This is a genomic window from Micromonospora antibiotica (assembly GCF_017599305.1).
Classification (GTDB): domain Bacteria; phylum Actinomycetota; class Actinomycetes; order Mycobacteriales; family Micromonosporaceae; genus Micromonospora; species Micromonospora antibiotica.
The window spans coordinates 150,376-164,297 of the sequence record NZ_JAGFWR010000005.1 but is presented as its reverse complement, the minus strand read 5'-3'; the positions used below and the strand labels follow the sequence as shown (position 1 = coordinate 164,297).

Below are 13,922 nucleotides of genomic sequence, written 5' to 3'. Positions count from 1 at the left end.
CCGGAGCCGTAGCGGTCAGGCGCAGAGCGGCGTGCTGGTGTACGTGGTGCCGTTGTAGACGACCTCGCCGACCGCGCAGATCGTCGAGTTCTGGCCGTCAAGCTGGTCGCCGTAGTACTGGGCACCGGTGCCGCCGTACCACGGCGTCGACTTGCGCGGGCTGTCCCGGTAGACGGTGACCTGGACCCGGTTCGGGGTCACCCGGTTGCTGATCCTGCCCCAGTTGGTGCCGCAGGCGGCGCTGTACCGCAGCTCCACCACGGCCAGGGTGGTCGCGCCCTTCACGATGTACGCCGGCTGGCTGGTCGCGTTGCGGGCGTCGGCCGAGCACTGGGTGTTGATCGGGTCGGTGCCGTCGCAGCCGGTGGTGGGGCAGCCGGCGCTCGCCGGGCTCGCCACGAGCAGGCTCGCGGCGACCAGGGCGCCGGCGGCCAGGGTGGCCAACGTCCGGTGGAGGGCCCTCGACGTTCGGGGTGCGGTGGTCATCGTTCCTCCGATGTGGATGGTCGACTTTCGGACCGGGTTGGGTCGACTCCCATCTCTACCTTCCGTCGACGGTCGTCTCTACGCTGTGTGGCGTTGGACAATCAATAGCCGGCGCTGGTCAATCAACCCCGAGGAGTCACGGTGGCCCGGACGGAGCGCCCGCTCGATCCCGACGCCGACCCGGTGCAGGCGTTCGCCGCCGAGCTGCGCAGCCTGCGCGACCGGGCCGGCCGGCCGACGTACCAGGCGATGGCCCGCCGGGCCCACCGGTCGTCCAGCTCGCTGTCCGAGGCGGCCGGCGGCCGGAAGCTACCCACCCTGGACACCACCCTGGCGTACGTCCGGGTGCTCGGCGGCGACGAGGCGGCCTGGGCCCGGCGCTGGCACCGGGTCGCCGCGAGCACCCCCGACCCGGCGGCCGACGACCGCGAACCCGGCACCGCCGAGCCCTCGCCCGCTGCCGATTCCCTGCCCACCGTCGAGCCCCTGCCCGTCGCTGGTTCCCCGCCTACCGTCGAGCCTCGGCCCGCCGTCGAGTCCTCGCCCGCTACTGAGTCCTCGCCTGCTGCCGAGTCCTCGCCCGACGGCCGACCGGCGCTTGCGGTGCCGGCCGGTCGGTCCGATCGTCGGCTGCTGCTCCCCGCCGCCGGGGCGGGCCTGCTCATGGTGCTCGCCGTCGGCCTGGCCTCGATCGGCTGGCGCTCCGTCGACCAACCACCGGTCACCTCGGCCACGTCCGGCCAACCCGCCGGGGTGTCCGACCCGACACCCACCGGGTCCGCTCCCGCCCTGCGGGTGCACGACGGGGCGGACCCCAAGGACGCCGGGTGTGCCGCCGACCCCGCCGTCACCACCGTCGACAGCGCGGCGGTGCTGATCGACGAGCGGGTGATCGGCCTGGTGGAGCTGAGATACTCACCGGTCTGCGGGGCGAGCTGGCCCCGGTTCATGCCGGCCCCGGCGGGCACCCCGACCGTGCCCCGGCCGGCCCGGGTGGTGCTCGCCGTCACCGACGGGGACACCCCGGCCCGCAGCCACGACTTCACCATCGACTACGCCGGCATCTCCGCCTACGGCAACCTGCTCACCAGCACCCGGACCTGCGTCTGGGCCGAAGTGCGGATCACCGGCGCGGGCTGGACGTCACCGCCGGCCCGGACCGGCTGCTACCGGGGTGCCACCCAGGTCCGCCCGATCCCCTGAACCCGCCCCGGCAGCCGTCCCGGTCATTCCCCCGGCTGGCCGACGCCCGCGCGATGCTCGGACCCTGCGGGCGGGGTGTCGAACTCCGGGTTGTCCTGGGAGGAGATGGCGGTGGAGACGAGACTGGCGGCCACCGGCTGCACAGGGGTGACGTCATCGGGGGTACGCAGCCGGGGCGGCGCGGGCATCCACGGTTTGAGGTTCTGGATGATCTGCTCGTAGAAGTCGTCGATCGAGTGCAGCACCGAGTCGATGAACGCACCCCGGCCACTGCCGCGCTTGGTGCCCGCCGTGGTGCTCTGGGCGACCCGGAAGGCCCGCAGTTCACGGGACGGATCGGTGACCAGCGTGGTGGGCTCCTCGCGGACCCGACGTAGGAGGTCCGTGGCCCCGCCGCCCCGGGCGTGCATGGCGAACGCCTCGATCCGTACGGTGTCCGGCGCGTCCTTCAGTTGGCGGACCAACCAGTTCACCCTCGTCGTCGGCCGACCGGAGCGGGGGGCGTCCACGTCGACATGGCAGACGATCTGCCCAGCCCGCAGGTCGGCCATGACCTGGAGCGCTCCGACCGCACCGGGAATCCTGATGCTGCCGGTCAGGGTGCCGGTGGTGACGAGTTGGTTCACCAACGACTGGGTGCGGGCGGCCGGGTCGGCCAGGTCCCGGCGACTCAACGCCGGGGTCACCTCGGTGCCCAACTGTCGACCGAGACGCAGGCAGGCGTAGCGGATCAGCGCGTCGAAGCGGCCGGCCACCTCCGCCGCGCCGCCGTCGTTGGCCCGTAGCGTCCCGGCGGACACCCCGTCGCGTACCGACACCCACGCCGGTCCCATGTCGCTGAACTCCAGCGCGCCGGAGCGGGGGTGTTCCAGATACCTGATCAGCTCGCCGAGGACCCACGCCTGGTCCGGGTCGGCGACGCCGCGATACTCCTTCTGGATCACCGCCTGGGTCAGGATCTCCGACCAGGGCAGGTGGTACAGGGCGACCTTGCGCAGCTTGCGGCGGTCGACGACGGTCGGGTGCTGGCCCGGTACGGGGGCGATCTCGTTGGAGATCGTGATCAGGGCGTCGAAACCCTGCTCCCGGGCGATGTCGAGGTACGCCTCCAGCTGGTCGGTCTTCAGCACGTTGCTGCCGGTCTTGACCTCCACCAGGGCGGTCCACTGGCGCTGTCCCCGGGTGACGCGGATCAGGCCGTCCGGGAAGAGTTGCTGGGTGCCGAGCTTGAAGGGGACCTCGATGAAGGTCTGCACCGTGCCGGCCGGCGCACCGAGGGACTGGGTCAGGACGCGCCCGAACTCCCGTACCGCGCTCATCACCGCCAGCAGGGCGGAGGTCGCCCGGCGTTCCTGTTCCTCTGCGCCGTTGATGCCTGAGGTGGGGATGAGGCGGGCGGCGAGCCAGGTCTCCTCGGACATGCGATGACTCCTCGTGAAGGCGGTGGTACGAGAAGTTACTCGGCGAACCGGGGAGAAACCGGCGCGACTGTCGGCGCGATCGCACCGAAGAAGCTGCCGGGTCGGACGGCAGCCGATCCGCCCGGCTGTCAGCGGCTGTCGAACGGCGATGTCGACATCGCCGCTTCGGTCCTTGACGGCACTTTTGTCAGGTAGTCGACTGCGGCCGGTCCGCGAGCTGGATGTTGGCTCGACGAGTCGGGGCGGCCAGAAGGGCGCTGCTCTGGCTGGCCGATGCTGGGAACGCGGGAGCCGCCTGACAGCACGCAGAACTCGCTCGGGCGGGAACTCTCGCTGTGCATAGTTGCGACTACGGTGGGACCGGCGCGAGCGCCAGCACGCGGCCCGTGAGGAGACACCACCGAGTATGACCGTGAACGGGTACCTGTCATGACCGACCGATTCGCGCGACCCCCCGTGTCCGCCCGGGACACACTGGCCGTCCCGTTGAGCCTGTCTGAGCTGGAGCAATATCTGGCCAGGGCTGCTGATCTGCTGCGCGGCAGCATCGACCAGGCGGACTTCAAGGCGTACATCTTCCCGCTGGTGTTCTTCAAGCGGATCAGCGACGCCTACACCGAGGAGTATGAGCGGGCGCTCGCGGAGTCGGACGGTGACCACGAGTACGCGTCGTTCGCCGAGAACCACCGTTTCGGCATTCCGGAGGGCAGCCTCTGGGAAGACGTGCGTGCCCGCACCCAGAATGTGGGGCAGGCCCTGGTGACCGCCTTCCGGGCGATCGAGAAGGCCAACCCGGACGTGCTGTACGGCATCTTCGGCAGCGCCGCCTGGACGAACAAGGACAAGCTGCCCGACGCCAAGCTGCGCGATCTCATCGAGCACTTCTCGACCAGGACGTTGAGCAACGCGGTCGTCGCACCGGACGTGTTCGGGCAGGCGTACGAATATCTCATCAAGCGGTTCGCGGACCAGTCCAACAAGAAGGCCGGCGAGTACTACACCCCGCGCCCGGTGGTGAAGCTGCTCGTCGACATCCTCGACCCGCAGGAGGGTGAGACGGTCTACGACCCGGCGTGCGGCACGGGCGGCATGCTCATCGAGGTCATCGAGCACGTGAAGCGCCAGGGTGGCCGGCCGCAGACCCTCTGGGGCAAGCTGTTCGGTCAGGAGAAGGTGCTCGCCACCTCCGGCCTCGCCAAGATGAACCTGCTCCTGCACGGCGTCGAGGACTTCAAGATCGCCCAGGAGGACACGCTCCGTTCGCCGGCCTTCTACGACGGCTCGCGCCTCGCCCAGTTCGACTGTGTCATCGCCAACCCGCCGTTCTCCCTCAAGAACTGGGGCGACGTGGCCTGGGGCACCGACCCGTGGGGCCGCAACCGCCTGGGGGGAGTACCGCCCAAGGGTTATGCCGACTGGGCCTGGGTCCAGCACATGATCGACTCGGCGTCGCCCGGGACCGGTCGGGTCGCCGTCGTGCTGCCGCAGGGCGCGTTGTTCCGCCAGGGTGCCGAGGGGCGCATCCGTGAGTTCGTCCTGAAGGCGGACCTGGTCGAGGCCGTGATCGGTCTCGCACCGAATCTCTTCTATGGCACCGGCCTCGCCGCCTGCGTGCTCATCCTGCGCCGCCGCAAGGCCGACGAGCGCAAAGGCAGGGTGCTGTTCGTCAACGGCGAGACGCTGTTCAAGCGCGGCCGTAACCAGAACACCCTCGAACCCGGGCACGCCGACATCCTGCTGCGCGCCTGCCGGGAGTTCGCCGATGCGCCCGGCCTGGCGGCGGTTGCCACGCTCGACGACATCCGGGCCCACGGCTACAACCTCAACATCCCGCTGTACGTCGCCCCCGCCGACGGGGGCGACCAGCCGACCCTGGAGCAGGCCCTGACCGACCTCGAAGCGGCCCACGCCGCTGCCCGGGAGACCCGCGCCGCGTTGGAAGCCGAACTCGCCCGGTGGGGCCTCGCCCCGGCGGAGGTGACGGCGTGAGCGCCCGCATCACCCAGCGCGAACTGGAGTCGTACCTGTGGGGCGCAGCCGTCGTGCTGCGTGGCCTCATCGATGCCGGCGACTACAAGCAGTACATCTTCCCGCTGGTCTTCCTCAAGCGGCTCTCCGACGTCTACGACGAGGAGCATGCAGCCGCGCTGAAGGTCTACGGTGACGACGAGTTGGCCGACCTGCCGGAGAACCACCGTTTCGCCATCCCCGACGGTGCCCACTGGCAGGACGTCCGCAAGGTCACGGGCGACGTGGGCGCGGCGATCCTCACCGCCATGCGGGCGATCGAGTCGGCCAACCCGGACACTCTTGCCGGTGTCTTCGGCGACGGCGACTGGGGCAACAAGAATCTGCTCCCCGACGCGACCATCAAGCAGCTCGTCGAGCACTTCTCCACCAAGACGCTCACGGTGGCCAACCTGCCCGAGGACGAACTCGGTCAGGGGTACGAGTACCTCATCAAGAAGTTCGCCGACGACTCCGGCCACACCGCGCAGGAGTTCTACACCAACCGCACCCTCGTCCACCTGATGACGATGATGCTCAGGCCCGAGCCGGGGGAGTCGGTCTACGACCCGACCTGCGGCACCGGTGGCATGCTCATCTCCACCGCCGCCGAGCTGCGCCGCCAGGGCAAGGAGTGGCGCAACCTGCGCCTGTACGGGCAGGAACTCAACTACGGCACGTCGGCCATCGCCCGGATGAACCTGTTCCTGCACGGCATCGCCGACGGCCACGTCGCGCACGGCGACACGCTCACCAAGCCCGCCTTCCTCGATCGTGGTGGTCAGCTGAGGACCTTCGACGTGGTGCTGGCCAACCCGCCGTACTCCATCAAGGCGTGGAACCGCACCGCGTTCACCAACGACCCGTACGGCCGAAACATGTGGGGCGTTCCGCCGCAGGGCCGCGCCGACTACGCCTTCTTCCAGCACATCGCCGCCAGCCTCGACCAGAGGACCGGCCGCGCCGCGATCCTCTTCCCGCACGGCGTGCTGTTCCGCCGGGAAGAGGCGGCTCTGCGCGAGAAGTTGGTGCGGTCCGACCTGCTGGAAGCCGTCATCGGACTCGGAGCCGGGCTGTTCTACAACTCGCCCATGGAGGCCGTGGTGGTCACGCTGCGCGCCAGTAAGTCCGCCGAGCAACGCGGCAAAGTTCTCTTCATCAACGCGGTCAACGAGGTCACCCGCGAACGGGCGCAGTCGTTTCTGCGCGTGCAGCATCAGGATAGAATCCTTGCCGCATACGAGGCATTCGTAGGCGACGGAGGATTTGCGACTGTCGCGAGTCTCGACCAGATTGCCGACAAGCAGTACAGTCTGGCGATCCCGCTCTACGTTGTTCCCAATGCTACGGCTCATGAGGACGAGCGGACGAGCGTCACTGAGGGACTGACCGTATGGCGAGCCGCTGCCACGGAAGCCGATGCCGCGCTTGACGGCGTACTCGCACTGCTGCGACAGGAGGTAGCCCCGTGACCCTCAACCTCGACAGGGGCAGCTGGAAGCGGGTGGCCTTCGGTGACGTGGTCAGGAACCTGAACGTCACTGTGCGAGACGCCGAAGCTGCCGGGATCGACCGCGTGATTGCCATGGAGCACCTCGACCCCGGTGAGTTGAGGATCAGCCGTTGGGGCACTGTCGAGGACGGCAGCACCTTCACCCGTCGTGTCCGGCCCGGGCAGACCCTGTTCGGCAAGCGCCGCGCCTACCAGCGTAAAGCTGCCTTTGCCGAGTTCGACGCCATCACCTCTGGGGATATTCTCGTCTTTGAGGCGGACGATACCCAGCTCCTGCCCGAACTTCTGCCCTTTCTTGTGCGGAGTGAAGGATTCTATGATCATGCCCTGGGCACGTCGGCTGGCTCGCTGTCGCCGCGCACGAACTGGCGGGACCTGGCCAACTACGAGTTCGAGTTGCCTTCGGTCGACGAGCAGCAGCATCTTGTGAGGCTTCTCTGGGCCGTTGAACGCCATCTTGGCGCCGTTCGACAGGTCCGGGGCGTCCTCAAGGAGGCATATCTACAGGCGCGTTTGGCATTGCTGACTGTTGGGCCGAATGGACCGTGGCGTACGGCTGCCGTTCCCCTCGACGCTGCTGATTTTTGGACTCGGAACGTGCCGAAGGGTTGGACGGCGGCAACTGTCAGCGACGTGAGTACCGTTCGATCCGGTGCTACTCCTAGTCGCTCACAGCAGGCCAGATATTTTGACGGCGGAACTATCCCGTGGGTGAAGACCCTCGACCTGAACGAGTCGGTAATATTGGTTACCGACGAGCGGATCACTGATTCGGCGGTGTCGGAAACGTCTGCCGTGGTCCTGCCGGAGGGTACCGTTCTTGTTGCAATGTACGGCGGATTCGGTCAGATCGGGCGCACCGCTCGACTGGGTGTCGACGCGGCCACCAATCAGGCGGTGAGCGCCTTGCTTGATCTGCGGAAGGAGGTGCTTCCTCAGTTCATGCACGAGGTCCTCAAGGCTGGCAGATCCAAGTGGCGAAAGGTTGCAGCCAGCTCTCGAAAGGATCCAAATATTACTAAACGGGATGTCGAGAGGTTTGATTTCCCTCTCCCGCCGGTCGGCGAGCAGAAGCAGATACTCGATTTGCTGGCGCTGATTCAGGGAGCAATTCATAAAAGCGAAAAAAATAGCGCTTCTCTGACGGTCTCCCGTAGGGCGCTTCTCGCTGACATCTTCCGAGGTGGGCGGTGACGTTCACCGAGGCAAACGCGGTCCGGGACTTTTTGCGGGATCTTGTCACGTCTACCGACACTCAGTTCGTGGCCGGCAGGGAGTTGCCGCGTCGGGCGGACGAGGTGTTGCTGGAGGGGCCGGTCACGGAGGCGCTGCGGCGGTTGAACCCGGCGATCGAGGCCGATCCCCGGCGGGCGGACGAGGTCATCCATCATCTGCGGGCGATCATCCTGTCCGCCCGGCGAACGCCGAATCCGGTGGTGGCCAACGAGGAGTTCGCCGCGTGGCTGACCGGGCAGAAGTCGATGCCGTTCGGCCCGGCCGGGGAGCACGTCACGGTCCGGCTCGTCGACTTCGACAACCCGGAACCGAGCGCCAACCAGTGGATGATCTCCACGGAGGTGACGTACAAGGTCGGGCGGGTGGAGCGCCGCTTCGACCTGGTGCTGTGGTGCAACGGCTTCCCGCTGGTGGTGGGTGAGGCGAAGTCGCCGGTCCGGCCGGCGTACACCTGGATCGACGCGGCGGCGCAGATCAACGAGGACTACGAGGTCAACGTCCCCGCCTTCTTCGTGCCGAACGTGTTCAACTTCGCTACCGAGGGCAAGGACTTCCGCTACGGCTCGGTCGGCATGACCGTCGACCTGTGGGGTCCGTGGCGGGAGGAATCCGACGATGACGTCCCGGCACCAAGCGGCCTGGCGGCGGTGCGCGAGGCCGTCAAGGGCGTGCTCAGCCCGGCGGCGGTGTTGGACTTCCTGCGGTTCTTTACGGTGTTCGCCACGGACAAGAAGCACCGCAAGATCAAGATCATCGCCCGCTTCCAGCAGTTCCAGGCAACGAACCTGATCGTCGAGCGGGTGCTGACCGGCGAGATCAAGCAGGGCCTGATCTGGCACTTCCAGGGTTCGGGCAAGTCGCTGCTCATGGTGTTCACCGCGCAGAAGCTGCGGGCCACGGCCGGGCTGACGAACCCGACTGTGATCATCGTGGTTGACCGAATCGACCTGGACACGCAGATCACCGGCACGTTCAACGCCTCCGACGTGCCGAACCTCGTCTCCACCGACAGCCGTCGAGAGTTGCAGGCCCTCCTCGGTGCGGGGGCGCGCAAGGTCATCATCACCACCGTGCACAAGTTCGGCGAGGCACCCGGGGTGCTGGACGACCGCGACAACATCATCGTCATGGTCGACGAGGCCCACCGTTCCCAGGAGGGTGACTACGGACGCAAGATGCGCGAGGCGCTGCCGAACGCGTTCCTGTTCGGTCTGACCGGCACTCCCATCAACAAGCGCGACCGCAATACTTTTATGTGGTTTGGGTCCACTTTGGACGACGGTGGTTACCTGTCGCGGTACTCGTTCCAGGACTCGATCCGGGACGGGGCGACACTGCCGCTGCACTTCGAGCCGCGTCTTTCGGAGATCCACCTCGACGCGGCGGCGATCGACGCCGCGTTCGCGGAACTGGCCGAACAGCATGGGCTGACCGAGGCCGACAAGAGCACGCTGTCGCGGCGGGCCGCCTCGTTGGAGTCGCTGATCAAGGCCGACGGGCGGGTCCGCAGGATTGCCGCCGACATCGCCGGGCACTTCCGGGCCAAGGTCGAGCCGCAGGGCTTCAAGGCACAGGTGGTGGTCTACGACAAGCCGACCTGTGTCGCCTACAAGGCGGAACTCGACAAGCTCCTCGGCCCTGACGCCTCCACCGTGGTCATGAGCCACAGCGCGCGGGACCCGAAGGCATGGAAGGAATACACCCCCGACCGGGTCGAGTTGGAGCGGATCACCGCCCGGTTCAACGACCCGGCCGACCCGCTGAAGATCATCATCGTGACGGCCAAGCTGCTCACCGGCTTCGACGCGCCGATCCTCTACGCGCAGTACGTCGACAAGCCGCTCAAGGAGCACAACCTGCTCCAGGCGATCACCCGCACCAACCGGGTCTACCCGCCGAGCAAGACACACGGTCTGATCGTCGACTACCTGGGCATCTTCGACGACGTCGCCAAGGCGTTCGCCTTCGACGAAAAAAGCGTCCAGCAGGTCGTCAGCAACATCGACGTGCTGCGCGGTCAGCTCGGCCCGGCCATCCAGGCCGCACTGGCCTTCTTTCCCGGCGTCGACCGGACCGTGGGCGGCTACGAAGGGCTCATCGCCGCGCAGACCGCGATCAGCGGCGACGCGGCCCGCGACGCCTTCGGCCAGGCATTCAGCGTCGTCGCCCAACTCTGGGAGACCCTCAGCCCCGACCCGATCCTCTCGACCCACCAAACCGACTACCGGTGGCTCACCGACGTCTACGAGTCGGTGCGGCCGGCGGACGTCGCCGGCCGGCTGGTATGGCACACCCTCGGCGCGAAAACCCTGGAACTCATCAACGCGCACGTCACCGTTGAGGTGCCCCGCACCGACCTCGACACGATCGTCCTGGACGCCCAGGTGATCGAGGACCTGATGTCGGGCCGGCCGACGGACGTCGACCCCGTCGAGGTCGAAAAGTGGATTACCGCCCGCATCGCCAGGCACCTCGGTAATCCTGTCTTCATCGAACTCGGCAAGCGACTTACGGCCCTGCGGGAGAAGTACGCGCACTCCCAGCAGGCCAGCCTGGAGTTTCTCAAGGAACTGTTCCTCCTGGCCAAGGACACCGTGGCCGCAGAGAAGGAAGCCGCCGAGGTCCCCCGCGAGGACCAGGGCAAGGCGGCCCTGACGGAGCTGTTCCAGTCCCTCAAGGGCAGCGGAACCCCGATCATCGCCGAGCGCATCGTCGCCGAGGTCGACGAGGTCGTGCGGGCGGTGCGGTTCACCGGCTGGCAGGACACCCGCGACGGCGACCGCCTGGTCCAGCAGGCCCTCCGCAAGACCCTCTACATCAAGTTCAAGATCCGTGACCCCGATGTGTACGAGCGGGCCCTCGGCTACATCCGCGAGTACTACTGACAGCGGCTTGCCGGGTGCGGCGGGTCAGACGCCCGCCCCACCCGACTGCCGTCAACGGGTGCGCCCGACCTGGCCGGTGAAGGTGGCCCAGGCGGCGGGGATGAAGGTGAGGGCAGGGCCGGTAGGGTCCTTGCTGTCGCGGACGGCGACGATGCCGGGCAGGTTATCGGCGACCTCGACGCACTCACCGCCGTTGCCGCCGCTGCGGGTGCTCTTGCGCCAGTGCGCACCGCTCAGATCAGCCATGGTGGACCTCCGTGGCGATCTTGTTGATCAGATTTCTTGATTGTCCTTCATCGAGGGCGAGTTGATCCAGGCTCGACCACACCTTCTCATAGGCTGCGAACTCGTCTGGTCGGTCGAGGTAGAGCGCCCCGGTCCAGGATTCGCTGTATACCACCGGCGGGTCGGGCGTCGCCCGGTTGCCGAGCGGAAACTCCAGCATGACGAAGGTGCCGGCCTCGACGCCCCGGTGCAGGCCGACCGAGAGCGGCAGGACCCGGATGCCGACCCGGTCCCGCTCGCCGACGTCGAGCAGGTGGCGCAGTTGGGCGGCCATGGTCGGGCGGTCGCCTACGATCCGCAGCAGTGTGGCCTCGGAGATCACGGCTTCCAGCCGGGGTGCCACCGGCAGTCGGCGGGTGAGCAGGAACTGCCGCTGAAGCCGCACCTGGACCAAGCGCTCGCGCTCGTCCTCGGTCACCTCCTCGCGGTGCTGATAGACGGCGAGCGCGTAGCCGCGCGTCTGGAACAGCCCCAGAATCAACGCCTCGTCGTATCGCCGGATGTGGGATGCGGCGGATTCGAGGCCGACGTACAACTCGAACCAGTCGGGAATGGCGTCGCCGTACGCGTGCCACCAGCCTTTCGCCCTTGTCTCGCCGGCCAGTGCGATCAGCGCCCGGGTCAGCTCGTTCTTGGCCCGGTACAGCTCGCACATGGCCCGGACGTCGATGCTGCGTGCCGAGCCGAGCCCGCTCTCGATGCGCCACACCTTCTGCCGGCTGCCCCTGGTCCTCGACGACACCTGGACGACTGGTTCCCGGGCGCAGTCGCTCGCACATGCGCTGAAGATCTCCCGTGCCTCGTCGGTAGGTGTCGTGGTGCTCGGCCGGCACGTCAATCCCGAACACGCGGCGTCCCGACCCCTGCTCAAGGCGATCGAGGAGCCGATATTCGACCTGACGGTGTGCGCGGTCGAGGGTTGATCGGCGCGGCGGGGGCGAGGTGGCGGTGTCCTCGCGTGGGGGATACCGCCACCTCGCCCCCGAGGCGACGTGGGCCGGCCGGGCCGGACTACTCGGGCACGCGGCGGTACGCGCCGTCGCTGGCCGAGGTGGCCATCGAGGCGTACGCGCGCAGGGCGGCGGACACCGGGCGTTGCCGGTCGAGCGGGGTGTAGGGCCGGTCCCGCTTCTCCTGCGCCACCCGGCGGGCCTCCAGCACGTCGTCGGGCACGTTCAGCTCGATGGACCGGGCCGGGATGTCGATGACGATCTCGTCGCCGGGCTCGACGAGGGCGATCAGCCCACCGGAGGCCGCCTCGGGGGAGGCGTGCCCGATGGACAGCCCGGAGGTGCCGCCGGAGAACCGGCCGTCGGTGAGCAGCGCACACGACCGGCCCAGCCCGCGCCCTTTGAGGAACGAGGTGGGGTAGAGCATCTCCTGCATGCCGGGGCCGCCCTTCGGGCCCTCGTAGCGGATCACCACGACGTCCCCGGCGACGATCTCCTTGGCGAGGATCGCCGAGACCGCGTCGTCCTGCGACTCGTAGACCTTGGCCGGGCCCCGGAAGGTCAGGCACTCGTCGGGCACGCCGGCGGTCTTGACCACGCAACCGTCGGGCGCGAGGTTGCCGTGCAGGATGGCCAGCCCACCGTCGGCGCTGTAGGCGTGCTCGCGGTCCCGCACGCACCCCTGCGCGGCGTCGGTGTCCAGGGTGGACCAGCGGTTGGTGGTGGAGAACGGTTCGACGGTGCGCACCCCGCCGGGCGCGGCGTGGAACAGCTCGACCGCCTCCGGGGTGGGGGAGCCGCTCCGGACGTCCCAGTCGGTGAGCCACTGGGCCAGTGAGGGGGAGTGCACGGCGTGCACGTCGCGGTGCAGCAGCCCGGCGCGGTCCAGCTCACCGAGGATGGCCGGGATGCCGCCCGCCCGGTGCACGTCCTCCATGTGGTAGTTCGGCGAGTTCGGGGCGACCTTGGCCAGGCAGGGCACTCGCCGGGAGACGGCGTCGATGTCGGCGACGGTGAAGTCGAGTTCGGCCTCACGGGCGGCGGCGAGCAGGTGCAGGATCGTGTTGGTCGACCCGCCCATCGCCACGTCGAGGGCGACCGCGTTGTCGAACGCCTTGCGGTTGGCGACGTTGCGGGGCAGCACGGAGGCGTCGTCGTGGTCGTACCACCGCTTGGCGATGTCGACGACGGTGCGGCCGGCCTCGACGAAGAGCGACCGGCGCGCGGCGTGGGTGGCCAGCGTCGAGCCGTTGCCGGGCAGGGCCAGGCCGATCGCCTCGGTGAGGCAGTTCATCGAGTTGGCGGTGAACATGCCGGAGCAGGAGCCGCAGGTCGGGCAGGCGGAGCGCTCGATCTCGCCGAGCTGGTCGTCGGTGACGGCCTCGTTGGAGGAGGCGATCATCGCGTCGATCAGGTCGATCTTGGAGTGCACCACGCCCTCGATCGCGACCGTCTTGCCGGCCTCCATCGGGCCGCCGGAGACGAAGACCGTCGGGATGTTGAGCCGCAGCGCGGCCAGCAACATCCCCGGGGTGATCTTGTCGCAGTTGGAGATGCAGACCAGGGCATCGGCGCAGTGCGCGTTGACCATGTATTCGACCGCGTCGGCGATCAGCTCCCGGCTGGGCAGCGAGTAGAGCATCCCGCCGTGGCCCATGGCGATGCCGTCGTCCACCGCGATGGTGTTGAACTCGCGCCCCACCCCGCCGGCCTCGGCCACCGCGTCCGCGACCAGGCCACCCATGTCCTTGAGGTGTACGTGGCCGGGGACGAACTGGGTGAAACTGTTCGCGATGGCGACGATCGGCTTACCGAAGTCGTCGTCGGTCATCCCGGTGGCCCGCCAGAGGGCCCGGGCGCCGGCCATCGTCCGACCGTGGGTGGAGGTCCTCGACCGCAGCTCAGGCATGGGTACCAGTCTTGCACCGTCCGGCGG

The 13,922-nt window shown here is 68.3% G+C and carries 11 protein-coding genes; 6 read left to right on the top strand and 5 right to left on the bottom strand.

Going from position 1 to position 13,922, the window contains the following annotated elements:
- Window positions 1-15 precede the first annotated feature (15 nt).
- Window positions 16-486, bottom strand: coding sequence for a DUF2690 domain-containing protein (locus tag JQN83_RS12555; RefSeq protein WP_208567290.1), 471 nt, complete (start codon window positions 484-486; stop codon window positions 16-18).
- Window positions 487-627: 141 nt separating this feature from the next.
- On the opposite strand from JQN83_RS12555, the gene JQN83_RS34095 reads away from it, so the two are divergent.
- On the top strand, window positions 628-1,689 hold the full coding sequence (locus tag JQN83_RS34095; protein ID WP_208567289.1) for a helix-turn-helix domain-containing protein: 1,062 nt from the start codon (window positions 628-630) through the stop codon (window positions 1,687-1,689).
- Window positions 1,690-1,712: 23 nt separating this feature from the next.
- Here the strand turns inward: JQN83_RS34095 and JQN83_RS12545 are convergent, their stop codons facing one another.
- A complete protein-coding gene (locus tag JQN83_RS12545) occupies window positions 1,713-3,110 on the bottom strand; it encodes a stress response protein (protein ID WP_208567288.1) in 1,398 nt (465 codons plus the stop codon).
- Between the two features lie 486 nt (window positions 3,111-3,596).
- Between JQN83_RS12545 and JQN83_RS12540 the strand changes: the two genes are divergently transcribed.
- The 4 genes from JQN83_RS12540 to JQN83_RS12525 are packed head-to-tail and all read left to right on the top strand — an operon-like array spanning window position 3,597 to window position 10,751.
- Window positions 3,597-5,099 (top strand): type I restriction-modification system subunit M, encoded by a 1,503-nt coding sequence (locus JQN83_RS12540; protein ID WP_244252304.1) that lies wholly within the window; start codon window positions 3,597-3,599, stop codon window positions 5,097-5,099.
- Complete coding sequence (locus JQN83_RS12535; protein WP_208567286.1) at window positions 5,096-6,589, top strand: type I restriction-modification system subunit M; 1,494 nt, start codon at window positions 5,096-5,098, stop codon at window positions 6,587-6,589. Before JQN83_RS12540 ends, JQN83_RS12535 begins: the two co-directional genes overlap by 4 nt.
- A complete protein-coding gene (locus tag JQN83_RS12530; protein WP_208567285.1) occupies window positions 6,586-7,824 on the top strand; it encodes a restriction endonuclease subunit S in 1,239 nt (412 codons plus the stop codon). Before JQN83_RS12535 ends, JQN83_RS12530 begins: the two co-directional genes overlap by 4 nt.
- Window positions 7,821-10,751 (top strand): type I restriction endonuclease subunit R, encoded by a 2,931-nt coding sequence (locus JQN83_RS12525; protein WP_208567284.1) that lies wholly within the window; start codon window positions 7,821-7,823, stop codon window positions 10,749-10,751. Before JQN83_RS12530 ends, JQN83_RS12525 begins: the two co-directional genes overlap by 4 nt.
- A 51-nt stretch (window positions 10,752-10,802) precedes the next feature.
- On the opposite strand, the gene JQN83_RS12520 is transcribed toward JQN83_RS12525, so the two are convergent.
- The gene (locus JQN83_RS12520; protein ID WP_208567283.1) at window positions 10,803-10,997 is read right to left on the bottom strand and encodes a DUF397 domain-containing protein; all 195 of its coding nucleotides are present in this window, start codon (window positions 10,995-10,997) and stop codon (window positions 10,803-10,805) included.
- Window positions 10,990-11,691 carry a DUF5753 domain-containing protein gene (locus JQN83_RS12515; protein WP_244252303.1) on the bottom strand — a complete coding sequence of 234 codons (702 nt, stop codon included), beginning with the start codon at window positions 11,689-11,691 and terminating at the stop codon, window positions 10,990-10,992. The genes JQN83_RS12520 and JQN83_RS12515 overlap by 8 nt, the downstream gene beginning before the upstream one ends.
- On the opposite strand from JQN83_RS12515, the gene JQN83_RS12510 reads away from it, so the two are divergent.
- Window positions 11,690-11,959: a hypothetical protein gene (locus JQN83_RS12510; protein WP_244252302.1), complete on the top strand. Its 270-nt coding sequence runs from the start codon at window positions 11,690-11,692 to the stop codon at window positions 11,957-11,959. The two genes, JQN83_RS12515 and JQN83_RS12510, sit on opposite strands and share 2 nt — an antisense overlap.
- A gap of 88 nt (window positions 11,960-12,047) precedes the next feature.
- Here JQN83_RS12510 and ilvD read toward each other — a convergent pair whose 3' ends face one another.
- On the bottom strand, window positions 12,048-13,895 hold the full coding sequence (gene ilvD / locus JQN83_RS12505; RefSeq protein ID WP_208567281.1) for a dihydroxy-acid dehydratase: 1,848 nt from the start codon (window positions 13,893-13,895) through the stop codon (window positions 12,048-12,050).
- Window positions 13,896-13,922: the final 27 nt, after the last annotated feature.